Origin of the sequence: Pedobacter sp. AK017 (assembly GCF_014200825.1) — a bacterium.
GTDB classification, from domain to species: Bacteria; Bacteroidota; Bacteroidia; order Sphingobacteriales; family Sphingobacteriaceae; genus Pedobacter; species Pedobacter heparinus.
The window spans coordinates 52,577-70,706 of record NZ_JACHCW010000021.1; the positions used below are offsets into that span (position 1 = coordinate 52,577).

General features: G+C 43.2%; 10 protein-coding genes. 2 read left to right on the forward strand and 8 right to left on the reverse strand.

The window, feature by feature from the left end; genetic code table 11:
• Nucleotides 1–14: 14 nt before the first annotated feature.
• From HDC92_RS22550 to HDC92_RS22580, 7 genes are all read right to left on the reverse strand, one after another.
• On the reverse strand, nucleotides 15–1,388 hold the full coding sequence (locus HDC92_RS22550) for a glucoamylase family protein (protein ID WP_183877202.1): 1,374 nt from the start codon (nucleotides 1,386–1,388) through the stop codon (nucleotides 15–17).
• 13 nt (nucleotides 1,389–1,401) lie between these two features.
• Complete coding sequence (locus tag HDC92_RS22555) at nucleotides 1,402–3,069, reverse strand: glucoamylase family protein (protein WP_183877203.1); 1,668 nt, start codon at nucleotides 3,067–3,069, stop codon at nucleotides 1,402–1,404.
• Between the two features lie 55 nt (nucleotides 3,070–3,124).
• Nucleotides 3,125–4,048, reverse strand: coding sequence for a LamG-like jellyroll fold domain-containing protein (locus tag HDC92_RS22560; RefSeq protein ID WP_183877204.1), 924 nt, complete (start codon nucleotides 4,046–4,048; stop codon nucleotides 3,125–3,127).
• A gap of 19 nt (nucleotides 4,049–4,067) precedes the next feature.
• Entirely contained in the window at nucleotides 4,068–5,594 is a 1,527-nt protein-coding gene (locus tag HDC92_RS22565) for a RagB/SusD family nutrient uptake outer membrane protein (protein WP_183877205.1), read from the reverse strand.
• Between the two features lie 21 nt (nucleotides 5,595–5,615).
• Nucleotides 5,616–8,648 carry a SusC/RagA family TonB-linked outer membrane protein gene (locus HDC92_RS22570; RefSeq protein ID WP_183877206.1) on the reverse strand — a complete coding sequence of 1,011 codons (3,033 nt, stop codon included), beginning with the start codon at nucleotides 8,646–8,648 and terminating at the stop codon, nucleotides 5,616–5,618.
• A 247-nt stretch (nucleotides 8,649–8,895) separates the two neighbouring features.
• Complete coding sequence (locus tag HDC92_RS22575) at nucleotides 8,896–11,796, reverse strand: two-component regulator propeller domain-containing protein (RefSeq protein ID WP_183877207.1); 2,901 nt, start codon at nucleotides 11,794–11,796, stop codon at nucleotides 8,896–8,898.
• 15 nt (nucleotides 11,797–11,811) lie between these two features.
• On the reverse strand, nucleotides 11,812–12,750 hold the full coding sequence (locus HDC92_RS22580; protein WP_183877208.1) for a rhodanese-related sulfurtransferase: 939 nt from the start codon (nucleotides 12,748–12,750) through the stop codon (nucleotides 11,812–11,814).
• Between the two features lie 342 nt (nucleotides 12,751–13,092).
• Here HDC92_RS22580 and HDC92_RS22585 point away from each other — a divergent pair, with 342 nt between their 5' ends.
• A complete protein-coding gene (locus HDC92_RS22585) occupies nucleotides 13,093–14,277 on the forward strand; it encodes an aminopeptidase C (protein WP_015809430.1) in 1,185 nt (394 codons plus the stop codon).
• Between the two features lie 54 nt (nucleotides 14,278–14,331).
• On the opposite strand, the gene HDC92_RS22590 is transcribed toward HDC92_RS22585, so the two are convergent.
• A complete protein-coding gene (locus HDC92_RS22590) occupies nucleotides 14,332–16,782 on the reverse strand; it encodes a DUF5686 and carboxypeptidase regulatory-like domain-containing protein (protein ID WP_183877209.1) in 2,451 nt (816 codons plus the stop codon).
• A gap of 139 nt (nucleotides 16,783–16,921) precedes the next feature.
• Here HDC92_RS22590 and kbl point away from each other — a divergent pair, with 139 nt between their 5' ends.
• Nucleotides 16,922–18,109 (forward strand): glycine C-acetyltransferase, encoded by a 1,188-nt coding sequence (gene kbl, locus HDC92_RS22595; protein WP_183877210.1) that lies wholly within the window; start codon nucleotides 16,922–16,924, stop codon nucleotides 18,107–18,109.
• Nucleotides 18,110–18,130 lie beyond the last annotated feature (21 nt).

Below are 18,130 nucleotides of genomic sequence, written 5' to 3' on the forward strand. Positions count from 1 at the left end.
GTTCGTTTGTGCTGTTAGTTTTTGATGACAGGTTTCTGGAGAGCGGGACTTTTGAAATGCAGGCTGCGCAGACCATTTTGTACCTCGGGACTGCTCATAAAAAGTTTCCAGAGCAAGCCACTTCGGTAATTTTCGATCATCACAATGATCGGTCCCTGATCAATGGCCAGGTGGGATTTTGCATACCAGTTTTTTTCTTCACTAAAGGCATCAATGAAACCATATTCAGTCCATAACTTATCGCCCATGTTAAAATAGAAATGTTTTAAGACCTGCATAGATTCTGCAGGTGTATAAGGAAAGGAAGATAAAGCTGCGGTAGGGGTAATTACAGCATCATCGTTAGTTGGAGAATGTGCAGCATAGCCAGACCAGCTATCGCTGGCTGTTAAACCCCAGCTATTGGCACCGTAGCCCTTGTATTTTTTAGGATTATCGATACAATAAGCCCTGTTGATCAGGGTGTGGTTCCTGTTCTGTTCCCAGTAATCGGCACCGGCATCATTTAAACCACGGGGATCGAGGCCAGTAAAAGAGTAATGGGCAAAAAACAAAGGGCCACCATAGTCGAAGCCCAAAGGCAGGGTAATGTCGTAAAATTTTTTACCATTCAGGTAGGTGTTGTTGTTGGCAAAACCATCTTTATATACTTTGTAATCAATGCTATGGCGTGTTGAGGATGCTGCCAGGACGTAGGTAATGAGGCATTCATTGTATCCCTTGATGGGGTGGTCCATAGCCCAGCCGTTGTTGGGGCTCCAGTGCCAGTACAGCACGTGCTGGTTTTGGGTAAACCAGTCCCATTCTATGGCATTCCACATTTCGTTTATTTTACTTCTGATACTGTTTTCGACCGGGTTGTCTGCCGTATAATACTGGCGCGCAGTAAGCAGGCCCTGAAACAGTAAGGAAGTTTCTACAATGTCGGCCCCATCATCTTTAAGGCTAAACCTGATGGTCTTGCCTGTTTCTCCGTTCAGCCAATGTGGAAATGCGCCATGGTACATATCTGCTTTATATAGAAAATCGACAATCTTTTTTGTTCTTGCAGCGGCCTGTTCGCGGGTAATGAACTTTCTTTCGGCAGCCACAATGATGGCCATTACGCCAAATCCGGTGCCGCCGGTGGTAACCACTTCAGGGCCATAATTTAAGGTAGTATTGCTGCGTTCGCGGGCCATACCGCTTACCGGATGTCCAAAATCCCAGAAATAGCGGAAGGTTTGTTTTTGTACCAGGTCTAACAGCTGTTCGTCGTTCAGGTCTTTCCTGATTTTCATTTCAGGCTTTATGCCTTCATTTTTATTGGGCAGTGTTTTTACCTGGGCATAAGTAGAGCTTGTAAAAAGGGTTAAAAGTAAAAACAGGTAAAATAAGTTTCGTTTCATGTTAAAGTGTAATTTATAAATTAGGGCTGTTAAAACCCAGTTTAAGCAAGCCCGATTTAACTTCCGGCGCAGTCATAAACAAATTCCATAGCAATTTGCTGCGGTAGTTTTCGATCATAATGACAATTGGTCCCTGGTCTATGGCAAGGGTTTGGGTGTCAAACCATTTTTCCTGTAGCGAGAAGGCATCTACAAAGCCATAGTCCTTAAAGAGTTTGTCGCCAAGTTTGTAATAAAAGAATTTTAAGGCCTGCATAGATTCTACAGGTGTATAAGGGAAAGAAGAAAGGGCTGCTGTTGGTGCAATTACACCACGATCGTTAGTTGGAGAGCTTGCTGCATAACCATTAGGAATATCGCTGGCGGTAAGTCCCCAGCAGTTCTCGCTATAACCGGCATATTTTTTAGGATTGTCTGCACAGTATTTATAATTGATGAGGGTATGCGCCCTGTTCTGTGTTTCGTAATTGGCATAAGTATCTGTTAAGCCCATAGGATTCAGGCCGAGAAAGGAATAATGGGCGAAAAACAGCGGACCGCCGTTGGCAGTGCCCAATGGCAATGGTATGCCATAATAGCTGTTGCCATTTTTTACGGCACTGTTTTTTGCCCAGCCTATATCGTACACCGATTTGGGGATGCTATGGGTAGGGGAAGATGCGGCCAGCACATAAGTGATCAGACATTCGTTATAGCCGCTAATGGGCAGGTTCATTTCCCAGTTGTAATCCGGGCTCCAGTGCCAGTACAATACATCACTGTTGTTTTTACGGTACCAGTCCCATTCCACTCCGTTATAAATGGAAGTAATGTCATTCCTTAAAGCGGTTTCGGCAGCATCACTGCCAGTAAAATACTGGCGTGCAGTAAGCAAACCCTGCATCAGCAGGGAAGTTTCTACCAGGTCGCCGCCATTGTCTTTTGTACTAAAGGGCAATGCGGCCCCGGTATTGCCATCCAGCCAGTGGGGGTAAGCCCCATGAAAACGGCTGGCTTTGTTTTTTAAAAAATCTACGATTTTCTGCATTCTTGCCAGGCCCGCGGCACGGGTAATAAAACTGCGGTGTACACCGGTAACCAGCGCCATAACACCAAATCCGGAACCACCGGAAGTTACTGTATTGCCGGAAGTGCTCCTTTCACGGGCCAGGCCACTTACGGGATGTCCGAAATCGTAAAAGTATTTAAAAGTCTGTTGCTGGATCAGTGTAAGCAGTTCATCATCAGAAATCCGAGGAAATTTATCAGTATCGTCAAAACCGGTACTGAGGCTGATCCTTACCGGATTGAGCAGTCGTCCACCCTTTGCCGGTTTTATGGCATTGGTTATTTCGAGGTGATAACCGGCAAAGGACAAAAAGTTGTTTTGTGGGGTAATGCTGAGGGTTTTATCTGCATCCTGTAAAGCCTGGCTAAAGGCCACATTTGCGCCGGCTGCATCGGTAAGTTTAACACCTGCAGCTATTGTTGCCGGATCTATCGCTTCTGTAAAGCTGAATTTGATAACCGGTTTTCCATTTACCTCATAATTTAAAGTGCCATTGTAAGCTCCGTTTACGGTAAAGGATAAGGAGGTATCGGTAGCTGACACGCCCGATTCTTTGCTTTTACTGCAACTGGCAAGCAGTAGCAAAAGACAGGAACATCCGGTGTAAAACAATAGCTTTTTAAATTGGGTCATAGGGTTCAAATGGTGTTTAATGAGCGGAGCTGCATGTTGTAGCTCCGCTACATATTTATTTTCCGGCAAGGCCTAATTTATAAATGGCCTGGATGTGTGCGTCTGTTAAAGCAATGTTCCAGACTTTCAATTCGTCAATTCTGCCAGTCATTGCTGCAAAACTTACATCGGTACTTACACTTTTGCCAGGTATAACATTATAGTTTCCTCCAATGATCACTTCGCTTGGCTCATAGGATTTAAAGAGTGCAGTTCCAAGGCCTCTGCTAAAAAAGGCGCCAACCCTTATGCCATCGGCCCAGATGTTAAATACACCTGTAGTACCTTCATAGGTCAGCAAAAGGTGTGTCCATTTACTCGCGCCTATTTTTGGGGTCAGGTAAGGAAAATAATTGGCATCACCAGGGTTATCCCTTTTGGTATTGACATTGTCCTGCATGCCACCACTTACTGCTGTAAAAGTTGGATTGATCTTGAGCTCATCCGTATTGCTGGCCGGAAAACTTTGGGTATTTAAAATGAAATTGATGTTTCCGTTAAATATACCCGGACGCGCCAACTGGAAGACCATGGTTTTTTTTGAACCATTGTTCAAAATCTGTACCCATGTACTGATGGTAAAATTGGCAAAAACATCTGTTTTAAATTTGGCAAACTGTGTGGCATAATAAAGGTAGCCGGCGCTGAGGCTGAGGGCCTTGCCTTTAACACCACCATCAATAAACGAATTGCCGGCTGCTGTTGTTGGGGCAGCACCGCTGATTTTCTCATTGTTTGTGCCATCGAAATCCCAGTAAGCAATCAGATTTGCCGAGGCAACTTCATCGGAATTGTTATAGCCATCAATCGTCCCCGCATATTTTGATGCGTCTGCATCGGGCAGGTTATTTGGATTGCCGTCTTTTTTACAGGAACTGATTAGGAGCCCGACTGTAAGGGAAAGAACGCAATAATTGAAATATGATGTTGAAAACTTCATGTTCGTATATTTTTAATGATTAATAACCAAAATTTTGTTTCAATACACCCTTGCTGATCTCTATCTGTGCAAAAGGGATAGGTAAGAGTTCGTGCTTGCCGGTAACGAAATTTTTCCCTGCATTTTGCAGTACCTGTCCGGCAATGCCCCAGCGTACCAGGTCAAAGAAACGCTCATGTTCCATGGCTAGCTCAACCCTTCTTTCGTGGCGGATGATCTCGCGCAGCTGCGCCTGATCAGTTACCGTGATGTCTGGTAAAATACCCGGAGTTGTTCCTCTTGCTCTTTTTCTTACACTGTTCAATGCATCTAGCGCAGCAGTGGTATTTGCGGTGCCACCTACTTCATTTGCAGCTTCTGCATACATCAGTAATACATCTGCATAACGCAGGATCCGGATGTTCATCCAATAGCTGAAATTGTCAAGCAGTGCATTTCGCGTTGCAGGATTACTGTGTACTTTGTGGTTGTACCTGGTATTTGGTAAACCGGTAGGAACAACTTCACCAAAAACTGAGGTGCCTCCGGCGTATAAAATGGTTCTGGCTTTACGTGGATCGCCGGTTTCATAAGTACCTTCGAGTTGTGGACTTGGGATATTAAAGCCCCAGCCAAGGTTCCAGATACCTGTTCCCCTTACACCCTGGATACTTGCAAACTGGCTTCCGAAACTTCTTTTTTCCGTCAGGTTAGCTGTTGCCTGAATTTCGAATACAGATTCTTTACTGTTTTCACCTGTTTCTTTAAAAATATCATCATATGGAGTGCTTAGGTTGTACTGTTGTGAGGTAATAACCAGGTTAGCGGCACTTTGGGCAGCTGCCCAGTTTTGACGGGTAAGGTATACTTTGGCCAGTAAGCCGTTCGCCGCACCTCTGGTTGCTCGTCCGGGAAACTTGCTTGGATCCCAGCTTAAGGGCAGGTTGGTTCCGGCAAACTGCAGGTCACTTTCAATTAAGGTATAGGTAGCGGCCGGTTCACTTTGGGCAACGTTAGATTGGACAACGGGATCATCAAATACTTTGTCTATCAAGGGCACCCTGCCAAATAAGCGTACCAGCATGAAATAGGCATAGCCACGCAAAAATTTAGCTTCTGCTTCTGCAAATACTTTTGATTCTGCTGGTGTGCCCGGGTCAAGATCTTTAGCTACCTTATCCAGCACAATATTGCTCTTGTTTACGATATTGAAGTAGCCTCTCCAAAGATCATTTGCCAGGACATTACTGGTGGTAATGTTGAAATTGTCCATTTCAAGTGAGGTAGGGCCATCGGTAGGTGTACTGCCTTTATCAGCATCGTCACTTCTGATACCGGTTGCAGCAATAAATCCGCTTCCAGAGGCATCATATGAACGCAGGATGTCATAGGTGGCAAATATTTCCGAATCAAATGGACCTGATCCTTTAGGATAGGGATAGGTGTCGGAAGTGTATGTTCCTTGTGGATCGCGATCCAGGAAGCTTTTTTTACAACTCGCCAGTAAGGTAATTGCTGCGATACTAAAAAGCATCAGACAGAAATTTTTATTGTTAAATGTTTTCATCTTCTTTTAATAAGGATTCCATTAAAATGTTGCATTGATACCAAATGTGTAAACTGCCGGAATTGGATATACTCCATTGTCAGCACCACCACCAAGTACATCACTGATCGGTGCTTCAGGCGAATATCCGGTAGTTTTTGTCCAGGTATGGATGTTCTGTCCACTCACATACAAACGGAGGTTTTTAACACCTGCTTTTGCCAGCATAGCTGGTTTAAAGGTATAACCCAATTGTACGGTACGCAGACGGAAGTAATCTCCCGGCTCCAGGTAATAGCTGCTGAACAGGTAGTTGTTGAGTCTGCCTTTCTGTAAAATGGGTTCAACGTTACTGGTTCCTGGCCCTGTCCAGGCATTTAACCTGTTGGTTTCAAAGTTCAGGTCAGCAAAAGTTGCGGTACGGCGCTGGGTGTATACTTTATTGCCGGCAACACCTTGTCCCTGTAACAAAACATCGAAACCTTTGTAGCCTAAGTTCAGGTTCAGGCCATAACTCCAGGCAGGAAAGGGAGAACCTAGCTTAATCCGGTCGGCAGGTGTGATCTTACCATCACCATCTGTATCCTGATAGGCAATATCACCAGGGAGTGAGTTGGATAGCCTGGCCATTTTGTCCAGATCGGCAGTCGATTGATAAATGCCTATTTGCTTATATCCATAAAAGTGACCTATCGATTCTCCGGTAATGGTCCTGTTTGCACCGCCATTTCCGGTTAGCAGGAAGTTAATGTTATTTCCGATGGATACGACTTCGTTTTTATTGTAACTAAAATTAGGTGTGATATTATAGGTGAAATCACTGCCGATTTTATCATTCCACCCCAGGGCCACCTCAATTCCTTTATTGGATATAGTGCCCAGATTGGTACGGTAAGGATAGCTTCCGCTAGTATTCAATAAAGTGATCTGGGTAATGATGTCTTTTGTTGTACGGTCATATACATTAATTTCTGCGCTTAAGCGGCTGTTCAAAGCTTTCAGATCCATTCCCAGGTCTAATCCTCTTACTACTTCCCATTTCAGGTTCGGGTCTGCAATATATGCAGGTGCAATGCCGGGATAAATGTTGTCGCCGAACACGCCCGAGCCGGAGGTGGTAACACCTGGTCTGAAGATATTGGGAGGTAAGCCCTGTCCGTTACCTGTTGTTCCCCATGAACCACGAAGTTTCAGAAAGTCAACACCTTTAATGTTTTTGAAGAAGCTTTCTTCGGAGAGCACCCATCCCAAACCAATACCGCCAAAATTACCCCAGCGGTTTTGAGGGGCAATACTGGACAGCCCGTCTCTTCTATAAGTGGCATTTATCAGGTATCTGTCTTTATAAGCATAGTTTACCCTTGCAAAATAACCCATTGAGGCCCTTTCTTCACCACTACCGGTTACACCACTTGGATTGCTTTTGTCGGCAATGCCAATGTACCAGTAAGCAGGGTCATCTGGAATATTTAGCCCGATGTCTGTCCGGTCCCCGGAAAGTTTAGTCTCACTTCTGAAGATAGAAGTAAAACCTGCAACAGCTGTTACCTTATGGTCGTTATTAAAGGTGTTTTCATAAGTTATTGTGTGGTCCTGCTGAAACTTTCTGAATTCGTCAGCTCCCTGTCTTACCGAAGTACGGGCATTTGGATTGTCGAATCTGGTGGTAGGGATATTGCCTTCTCCTAAATAGATAACAGTAAAGGGCAGGCCTGTATATCCCCGGTTATTGTTGAAACCAAGGTCGGTATAAAACTGCGACCTCCATTTAAATTTTTTCAGGAAAGTAACATCGGCGAAAAGGTTTCCGACTACCCGGTAACCTTTGTTAATGCTGTTTCTGTCGTTCTGGTAAATCCTGGCTACCGGATTACCAACCTGGCCCCGCTGAAATCCAGGCATGGCATAATAAGCAGTTTCACTTTCCCTGATGCCAACTATCGGGGCTGCCCATAATGCATTGTTCAGATCTCCGCTCGAGTTGTTCAGGATCCAGTGTGTTCCTGTTATATCTGCGCCAATTTTAATGTTATCATTTATTCTTATTTCCTCGTTTACCCGGGCTACATATCTTTGATACTTTCCAAATTTAACTACACCTTCCATTGTATTGTATCCCAGGTTGATCAATGTGGTTGATTTTTCACCGCTATTGGAAATGCTCAGGTTATTGTTGCTTTGAAAGGCTGATTGGAGGATTTCTTTCTGCCAATCGGTATCTGCAGTATAATTGGTATAATCGTAAGATCCCAATCCGGAATTAGCGAGTAGGTTGTTGTACAATTTAATGAATTGTGCTGCATTGGTTACATCAATGGTATTCAATACTTTTTGTACACCGGCAGAACTTTGAAGGTTAATGGTGGTTTGTCCTTTAGCTGCCCGTTTTGTGGTAACTACAATCACACCGTTTCCTCCCTGCAAACCAAAAATAGCTATAGAAGAAGGGTCTTTTAATACTTCAATGCTTTCTATATCTGCGGGATTGATGTAATCGATATTGTCCTGATGCACGCCGTCAACTACATAAAGAGGATTGTTGCCTCCTGATGTTGTGCTGTTTACCCCCCTGATCCTTACGGTAGGTGCGGCACCGGGTGTGCCACTGTTTACAACGGTTAAACCGGCTACTTTACCCTGTAAAGAAGATAGAGGATTGGTGTTTGGCATTTTTGCCACCTCGTCGCCTTTGATCTGTGTAATTGCTCCTGTTAGATCACGTTTTCTTTGCGTGCCATAACCTACTACAACTACACCTTCAAGGTCTTGGGAGGCAGAGGAAAGCACGACATTAATTGTGGTTTGATTGCCGATCTGTATTTCACGGCTGGTATACCCAATGGATGTGAAAACCAGGGTTGCATTTGCAGGTGCGCTGATGGCATATTTGCCCATTGCATCTGTTGTTGTTCCTTTCTGGGTTCCTTTTACCTGTACACTGACACCAGGTAGCGGCAGTTTATCTGCTAAATCTGTTACTACACCAGTTACAGTAAGGTCCTGTGCTTGTGTTGCGCTCGTAAAAAGAAAACAGAGAAAAGTTAAAACTGAAAGTTTTGTAAAGATTCTTTTCATACTATTTGGTTATTTAAATGTTAGATAAAGCTCCGGTACTATTGTGGGGAATACAAAAAAAGTGCCTCTACATTAATACATCATCAGCAGATTGTGCACTATCTCATCTATGCTTTCTACATTCGTTTTTGGTATAAAAACGATGTTTTTTTAGCCACAAACAGAAATTTATTACTACAACAATATTGTTTTTTAAGGCTAAAATAATTACACCCTGAAAGCGGTGATGAGAGGTAATGATGTAGTGTTACAGCTCCATCAGGAACTCTACAAGGTTCTTGTCATGGGGCACATCCAGCTTTTTACGCAGTCTGTAACGCCGTATTTCTACACCTCTTAAAGAAATGTTCAATAAAGATGCCATTTCTTTACTGCTCATGTTCATGCGCAGGTAAGCACAAAGTTTAAGATCGTTGGGTACCAGATCGGGATGGTTTACTTTCAGTTTTTTAAAGAAGCTCTCGTGGGCTTCGTTGAAGCTGCTTTCAAAAAGGTTCCAGTCGCGTTCATCATTCATACCTTCATCTATTACCTTCTGGATTTTTCTGAGCTGATCTTCGGCAAGCGGTTTTCCGCTTTCATCTTTCAGTTTAAGGATTTCCTGGCTCAGCTTCTGCAGCAGTTCATTTTTGTAAACCAGGCTCATGGCCGAGTTGGCCAGTTCCCTGTTCTTGCCCGCCAATTCGGCCTGGAGTTTCTCTGTCTGCAATTTGATGATCTGCTTTTCTGTTGCTTCAGCTTCTTTTTTAAGGAATGCCTCTTTCTCTGCCTGTAATTTATCAGATATGGCCCGCTGATCTTTTCTTAGCTTACGCTCATAAAGCCGTTTAAAGGTAAAGAGCAGCAATATAAACAGGATAAGATATACAGCAACGGCCCAGTTACTGGCATAAAATGGAGGGTGTATGGTAAACCTGAACTCGGTAACCTTACTAACCGTGCTCTCGTTGATGCGTGCCCTTACTTTAAAGACATAACTACCCTGGCCCAGGTTGGTGAAATCTTTTTGTGAGGCTGCACTCCAGTCAGACCATTGTTTGGAATAACCCTCCAGATAGTACTGAAATTTAATTTTGGATTGCCTGTACCAGGGCAGGGCAAAAGAAATACGGATGCTGTTGCGGCTAAAAGGAATCTCAATTTCAGTATCCTTGTCGCCAAACTCGCTGATCGTATGGTAGGTATCGGTGATGTCCTCAATTTTTCGGATGAGTACCTGGGGGAGTATTGTATGGTTTTTCCCATTTCGGTTTTCAGTGGCGTTGTAAATGACAAAACCATCGTCCACGCTCATCAGATAGATCTTATCGCTTATTTTGCTGATGTTTTCATAGTACTGTACCATCCTGCCGTCCAGGATGCTGAAAGTGCTGGAATCTACCTGAACTTTTCCTGGTTCCAGTAAGTGCACAAGTCCCATTTTTCCATGGTTGATGAACCAGTATTTTTTTGAGCCCGCATCAATGATCTTATTGGCACCGGCAAAACTGCCCAGTTCCTTGTTCAGTGTTGTGTATTTGGTAAAACGGTTGCTGATCTCGTCGTAAATAAAAAATCCTTCATCTGAAGAAAAAACCAAACGGTTTTCCAGCGTGAAGATATTGATGTTATAATCCCCCGGCAGGCCATTCCTTTCATCATAGGTTTTTATGGTGGTGACCTTTTTAAGGTCCGGACTGAGGCTTAGCTTATACAGGCCCTTGTAGGCATGGCTTACCCAAATGTCGCCCCTGGTATCCTGCTCTACATAACGGGAAGGTTCTCCAAAATTCTCTATCTTATGCCAGAATACCCATTGTCCGGCTCCATCTTTTTTAAACAGCACCAGCCCGTTATAAGTGCCCTGAATTAAAAAATTGGGATTTGAGTGTAGTTTTTTGATGGTCCAGCCCCCTTTTACTGTCGAAATGTTTTCCAGTTTATTACCCGTTACCTTAAAAGTACCATCATTGTGGCCACAAAATAACTGGTCGTCTATTAAGGTAAGGTCCCATACCTGACCCTGTGAATTGGGGATCAGTTTGAAATCGAAGGTATTGAAAAGGTTTCCCCTTCCGGATGCCCAGGTACTGTAAAATAGGCCCTGGTTGGTGCCCAGGTAAATGTTGTTTTTATAGATCAGGCTGGAGTATACCGTTCCGAACTGTCCTGTTTTATCAAAGTAAAAGTACAGGGGTGAATTGAGTTCTATCCGGTCTATCCCGTTATCGAGACCGGCCCACAGGTTCTGGTCCTGATCGGCATAGAGGCTCAGTACCGTATTGTTTTGCAGGCCACTCGATTTATTGATACGCTGTACGATGTTTCCCGTCTCGTCTATGATGATCAGACCGTTCAGAATGGTGCCGTAAGCATAATAGCGGTCCTGTATACGTGTACCATTGTTTAACTGGTAGGTTTTAAGGAAGGTATTTGCCGGAGTGTTTAAGGGGTTAAAGTTTTCACCGTTATATACAAAAAGCCCATCTTTACTTGTACCGATCAAAAGGCTGCCGTTTTGATAGGGCAGTATAGACAATACACCTTTTGGCAGGACTAAGCCATTGTTTTTTAAGGGGATTAATTTGTTGCCTGTAAGCTCAAAGAGCCCGTTCCCATTTACTTCCACATAAAAACGCTGGCCAACCTGGTGCAGAAAAAGGAGCGATTGCTGTGCCGTAACTACACTGATCTTTTTGTTCTCGTAAATATAAATGGCCGAGAAGGATTGAAAGATGACTTTTTTGCCAAAGGTATATATTTTCCAGATCTCGTCTTTAAGCCGGTGCGGATGGGGGATAAGGTTGGTTAAAGAAGTGTAGCTAAGGTGTTTGTTTTTGTCCGACCAGTAGCCGAATTCACCAAATCCGCCAGTGTAAATGGTGCCGTCTGCAGCGGTAGCTACCGAACGTACAATTTGCCGGTTAGGCAGTTTGTACTGCTGCCAGTATTTGCCGTCAAAGCTGAGCAGACCCTGGGCATTGCCAAAATACATGATGCCGTATTTGTCTTTGGCTATAGACCAGTTCTGATTACCCGAAAGGTAAACCGATTTGGGATAGTTTTGGACATAAGGAACCCCGATACGTTGTATGTTATCTGCCGTTGCAAAAAAAGGTAAGAGTAAAGCGAGATAAAATAAAAGGTATTTAAGGCCAGAGTGCTTCATGAATAGCTAAGATAGTTATTTCTTCGCTACGTTTACCGGCTGGGGGACTTTTACATAATACCCTGTTCCATCGTATTTGCGTTTACGCGGATTGCTGGTGCAGGCAACAGAACAGCAGCCCTGTAGTTCCTCGCCACACTCGTCACATTGTGTAATGTGCTCATTACATTCCGGATTGGCACAGTTGATCATTTTGGGCGTTGTTTTGCCACAGTTAAAACATTTGGAAACCACGGTAGGGTTTACCGTGTTTACATCTACCGCAATACGGTTGTCAAACACATAGCACTTGCCTTCAAAATCCTCACCACCTGCTTCCTTGCCATACTTAATGATGCCACCATGCAATTGGTACACCTCATTAAAACCATGGTGTAAGAGCAATGCCGATGCTTTTTCACATTTGATACCGCCGGTGCAATAGGTCAGGACTTTTTTATCCTTGTATTTGGCCAGCTCGTTGATCTTATCAGGAAACTCCCTGAAATTCTCGATATCGAGGGTAAGGGCATTTTTAAATTTGCCCAGGTTATGCTCGTAGTTGGAACGTACATCCAGGATCACTACATCGTCCTGGTCTATCATTTTCTGGAATTCTGCAGGTTCCAGATGTTTGCCTGTCTGCCTGTTCGGATCGATGATGTTCGGATCCCTGAGTCCGGAGTGCACAATTTCCGCTTTGTAGCGGCAATGCATTTTAATAAAGGATGGTTCTTCAACATCGTCTATTTTGAAGTCTGTTTTTGCGAAGCGCTCGTCGGCTTTTACAGCAGCCATATACGCTTCGCAGGCTTCCTGTGTGCCCGAAACGGTACCATTCAGGCCTTCGTCGGCCACTATGATCCGGCCCACAAGACCCAATGATTTACAAAATTTGAGGTGATCGTTGGCAAACTGTTCTGCCCCGGCTATATGACTATAGCAGTAGTAAAGTAATGTCTGGAATTTTTTCATATTTCATTGATACCGATGCAAACGGCGTTTAATGCAGTACAAAAGTGCAAAAAAAACCATTATCTTCCAAGTCTGGCATCTGTGCGAAGGGCAATAGCACCCAGGTCTTGTCAGAGCAGGTTTTTTTGGGGGTTAAACAGGACCTGGATTGGAAGAGCGGTAAAGGGGTTTCAAAGTTTGTAACAAATTAACTGCCGGTAAGCTAAAAGGCGCTTTAATTTCCCCTTTTAGGGGGGACATTAAAGCTATTGGTCCGGAGCTGGCGTTATTTATGTAGGATAATTGTTAAATTTGCCTATTGCAATTAGAATAAGTATACTAACTAACTTTTTTAAACATAAGATGATTAAAATTTCAATGAAACCATTGTGGTTGGCTGCAGGTCTGCTCTTTGGTTCAACTGCTGGTTTTGCACAGGACAACCTTGTAAACTCACTAAAAAACAACCAGAGCGCAAATAGTGCCAACAGCTTTATTTTTACGCCTGTAATTAATGCAGAGGCAACTTCAATAAAGGACCAAAAATCTTCTGGTACCTGCTGGAGCTACAGCACCAATTCATTCCTGGAATCAGAAATGATCCGTATGGGTAAAAAGCCTGTCGACCTTGCCGATCTTTTTACTGCGCGTAATGCTTATATCGAAAAAGGGATCAATTATGTACGCATGCATGGGGCCCTAACTTTGGGTGATGGCGGTGCCTGTCACGATGTGATCAATATGTTTGCCAAATATGGCGCATTGCCACAGGAAGTTTATAACGGTAATAATTATGGTAGCCCCGGTTCGTCTGACAGGATGAACAAGCTGACAGAAGCGATCCTGAAAAAAGCTGTTGCGGGTAAATTTGATCCGAGCTGGAAAGCAAAATACATTGCCACTATTGATTCCTGCATGGGTGCTGTACCGGAAAAATTTACTTATGAAGGTAAAGAATATACCCCTAAAACTTTTGCCAAAGAAGTTGTAGGGATCAATCCGGCCGATTATGTGGAACTTTCTTCGTTTACTACCAGTCCGTACTATGAAAAAACTGTACTCATGGTACCCGACAATTGGTCGTACGATCAGGTATACAATGTGCAAATGAATGACATTACCTCGATTATTGACAATGCGCTTAAAAAAGGGTTTACTGTGGCCTGGGCAACGGATGTAAGTGAAAAAGGTTTTAGCTGGAAGAACGGTGTAGCTTATGTGCCGGAAAAAGATTTTGATAATATGTCTGCCGATGAAAAGAAAACCATGTTTAACGGTCCAAAACCAGAGAAGGAGATTACAGTAGACATGCGTCAGACAGCTTTTGATGATTATGAAACAACGGATGACCATGGGATGCAGATTACGGGTATTGCCAAAGATCAGGCGGGTAAAGAATACTATATTGTTAAAAATTCTTGGGGCGTTTCCAACGATTATAAAGGATATTTATATGTAACCAGAAATTTTGTAAAATACAAAACTACAGCATTCTTACTGCATAAAAACGGGATTCCGTCAGATCTGAGAAAAAAAATGAAGATCTGATTAAGGTTGAGCTATACAGGAAGGGAGGTTACATTCGTAGCCTCCTTTTTTATTTTAAAACCCATAGGAGAACCTGAAACCATGTTCAACTCTTTTGCTCCCGTCATAAGCAAATCCATAAGCTGCACGGAAAATTAATCGTTGTAGGCCAAAGTAAAACTCAGTATAATTTCTCTTTAAAGGCTGACTTAAGTAGCTGGCCCCAACAAGCTCTTCCAGTTTCAGTTTGCGCAGCAATGGTACTTTATTGGTCAGCAATCCTGAAAAGTTATGCTCAAAATGTGCCTCCAGGTATTCCCGGTCAGTACTAAAGATATAGAAATCAAGGAAAAGGAACTTTCTGAGATCGGGCGTAGAAAACAGGGAATTGTTTCCTCTGAAGTGTTTAAATTCAGGATAAAATACTTTGTTGTTGTTCAGGAACTTCCCTACACCTGCAACAAAGGATGAATAACCCCAAAGGCCACTACTGATCCTGTTTTGTGAAACTTCCAAAGACGCCAGATCGTAGTTTACATCGCTGCTCAATACATTGTGAATACCTTTCTTGTAAGACAGTTCGATGACCGGGTATTTGGATGGCTGATAAAATTTGCCATCAGGCCGCGTAATGAATTCTTGCCCGATCGTATAATTTAAAGTAGCATTTAAAGTCAATGCCCTATAGGTGGGGAACAGTGGTGTTTCTGTTTCAGGCGTAAAGGGGTTGTTAGAGGTAAATTCTTCGCCTTTTAAATCCTTAATCTTAAAATGAGTGGTGTTTATCAGATTGGTATTGCGGGAATAGTCGAGGCCCAGTGTAGCCTGAAGTCCGTTGGCCAGTTCTTTTGTAGCCCCTATATTAACGAATTCCTTTTTATAGAATTTGGAAAAATTGGTTTCAAAAAATAAGGAGTTGATAGAGTTGCCCAGCAAACTCATGGAGCCATAATTGTTAAGATCGTAAATACCCGATCCGGCACTGAAGCTAATATTTGCCCGTTTAACCGGGTTGTAATAATAATTGGCTGCCAGGCTTCCTGTAAAGGTCTTATTAGAGAAGCCATACCTGGCTTCGGGCCTGATATTGTAATAACTGCGGTCTTGCAGGCCTTTAGTATACGTTACACCATATTTAAGGGCAAAGCCTTCAACGGTATTGTAAAATATAGAACGGTATAGCGGATCAAATTTATAGTATTTTCTTTCAAAACGGTTGTTGATGGTATAACCTGTTACGGCAAGTTTAACCAGGCCAAATTTGTTGTTTACCCTTTCCAGCGAATCAAGATATCGTTTTGAGGTTTTAAGGACAGCAATACTATCCTTACGTACATAATCCCGGCTTTCCTCCTGTGTAAGCGGAATAGGTCGGTTGTTTAACCAGAACAGGGAGTCTTTTTTGTTTACCGCCCTGGAGATTTTGAGGATTTCGCCGGTAAAGTAGTTTTTAGGGAAATCGGGCCGGATGTTATAATTGCTGTAAACACCTATGTAATAACCTTCAAATTTAAACCCAAATACATTTCCGTTAAACCGGAAGTTGATGTTGGAGGGCATATAGGTGTTTTCTACCTTTAGAAACTGTTGGGTGATGTTTAAGGTGTCGAGCAAATTGATGCCTGTATTTTTTGTAAGGTAAACCTCTGCATTGACCAGGTGCCAGCTATCGTCACTGATATAGATAATGCCCCTGAACACCGGATCGTGGTCACGGCGCGGAATAAGCTGGATCTTGTTTACAGTAATTCCGTCCTCTGTGTTCACACCCAGCAGTTTGTACCGGTAGTACAGAAAGGCATTGTCTGAAATGGGAGAAACAAAGCCTCTGGAGCTAAGCTTGTCCTCAAGCAGGATGTTCTCGTAAAAATTGATGATGAGGTCTGACGCTTTATTGAAACTGAAGGCATTGTTCCTGCCTGCGATTTTAGAAGAGATCATTTCTTCATGGATCTTATCTGGTCGCTGGAAGGCAAATGTAGAGGTAGATTCAGATAAATAGAGGATACCTTTACGATTGGTATCCAGGTCGAGCATTTTTTGAACATCTCTGCCAAATACCTTTTTTGGTGCACCTACCAGTTTTTGAACACCTTTAATGTAAACATTGCTGGTATAAGCAGGTACTTCTGTTAAATGTGTTTTTCTATTTTTTATAGCCTGCCGTATGATGGCGTATGCAGGGTCTTCAGCATTTGCGCTAATGGTAACACCAGTGAGTGTATAAGCCTCGGGGCTAAGTATTATATTTTCCGAAACGTCACCGCTTATGGTTATTTCTTTTTCTATTGCTTTATAGCCAATGGCTTTGTATACAATGGTAAAGCTGCCCCTATCTATGGCCAGGCGGTAAAAGCCATCAATATTGGCAGAGGTGCCTTTAGTGGTGTTTTTGAGGTATACCGATGCAAAGGATACCGGCTGTCCTTCTGTGTCTTTTATGCTGCCGCTTAATTTAAATTGCTGGGCAAGCAAGGTCGTGATAGTCAGAATAAACAATGCCAGCGTTAAAAATAGTTTCTTCATACAGAGGATTAGGCCTTAAATATCGGATAAGTTACCGGTAAATATAGTTAAATGTTAAATTTGTAAAAGGCCCCGTTATTTTAGGTTACCACCAGCAGGGGGTAATTGTATAACTTTGAGCGTATCAAATCACAACAATATGTATAAAACATTACAACCTGTTCTTGAACAAGAACTAGACCAAATAGAAAAAGATGGCTTATTTAAACGGGAACGTATCATTGTGACCCCACAGGGTGCAGATATAAAAGTGAGTACCGGACAGGAAGTGGTTAATTTTTGTGCAAACAATTACCTTGGGCTTTCGGCTGATCCCAGGGTAATTGATGCCGCCAAAAAGGCGATTGATAAATATGGTTATGGCATGTCTTCCGTAAGGTTTATTTGTGGTACCCAGGATGTGCATAAAGAATTGGAAGAAAAGCTTTCTAAGTTTTTGGGCACAGCAGATACCATTTTATATGCAGCGGCTTTTGATGCAAATGGCGGGGTTTTTGAACCTTTGTTTAATGATCAGGATGCCATTATATCCGATGAACTGAACCACGCCTCGATTATTGATGGGGTACGTTTGTGTAAGGCCAAACGCTTCAGGTATAAAAATGCGGATATGGCCGATCTGGAGCAGCAGCTGATTGCAGCGAAGGACGCAAGGCACAGGATTATTGTAACGGATGGTGCATTTTCTATGGATGGTGTTGTGGCGCCTTTAGATCAGATCTGTGATCTGGCAGATAAATATGAGGCATTGGTAATGATTGATGAGTCGCATTGTACAGGATTTATCGGTAAAACTGGTCGTGGTACCCATGAACATTTTAATGTGATGGACAGGGTAGACATCATTACCGGTACGCTGGGTAAGGCTTTGGGTGGGGCGTCTGGTGGTTTTACCTCTGGCAGGAAAGAAATTATTGATATGCTGCGCCAGCGCTCGAGACCCTATTTATTTTCCAATACCCTTGCCCCGGCTATTGCAGGTGCTTCGGTTGCGGTGCTGGATCTACTTACCGAAACTACAGATTTGAGGGACAAACTGGAAAACAATACCCGGTATTTTCGCGAAAAAATGACAGAGGCAGGCTTTGATATTAAACCTGGAGTACATCCAATTGTACCTGTAATGTTGTACGATGCTAAACTTGCACAGGAATTTGCTGCAAAAATGCTGGATGAAGGGGTGTATGTGATCGGCTTTTATTATCCGGTAGTTGGACAGGGCAAGGCCAGAATCCGTGTGCAGTTGTCGGCCGCCCATGAGCAGCATCACCTGGATAAAGCCATAGCTGCATTTACTAAGGTGGGGAAGGCATTGGGTGTAATATAAATTAGCTGTATATTTGTTCCC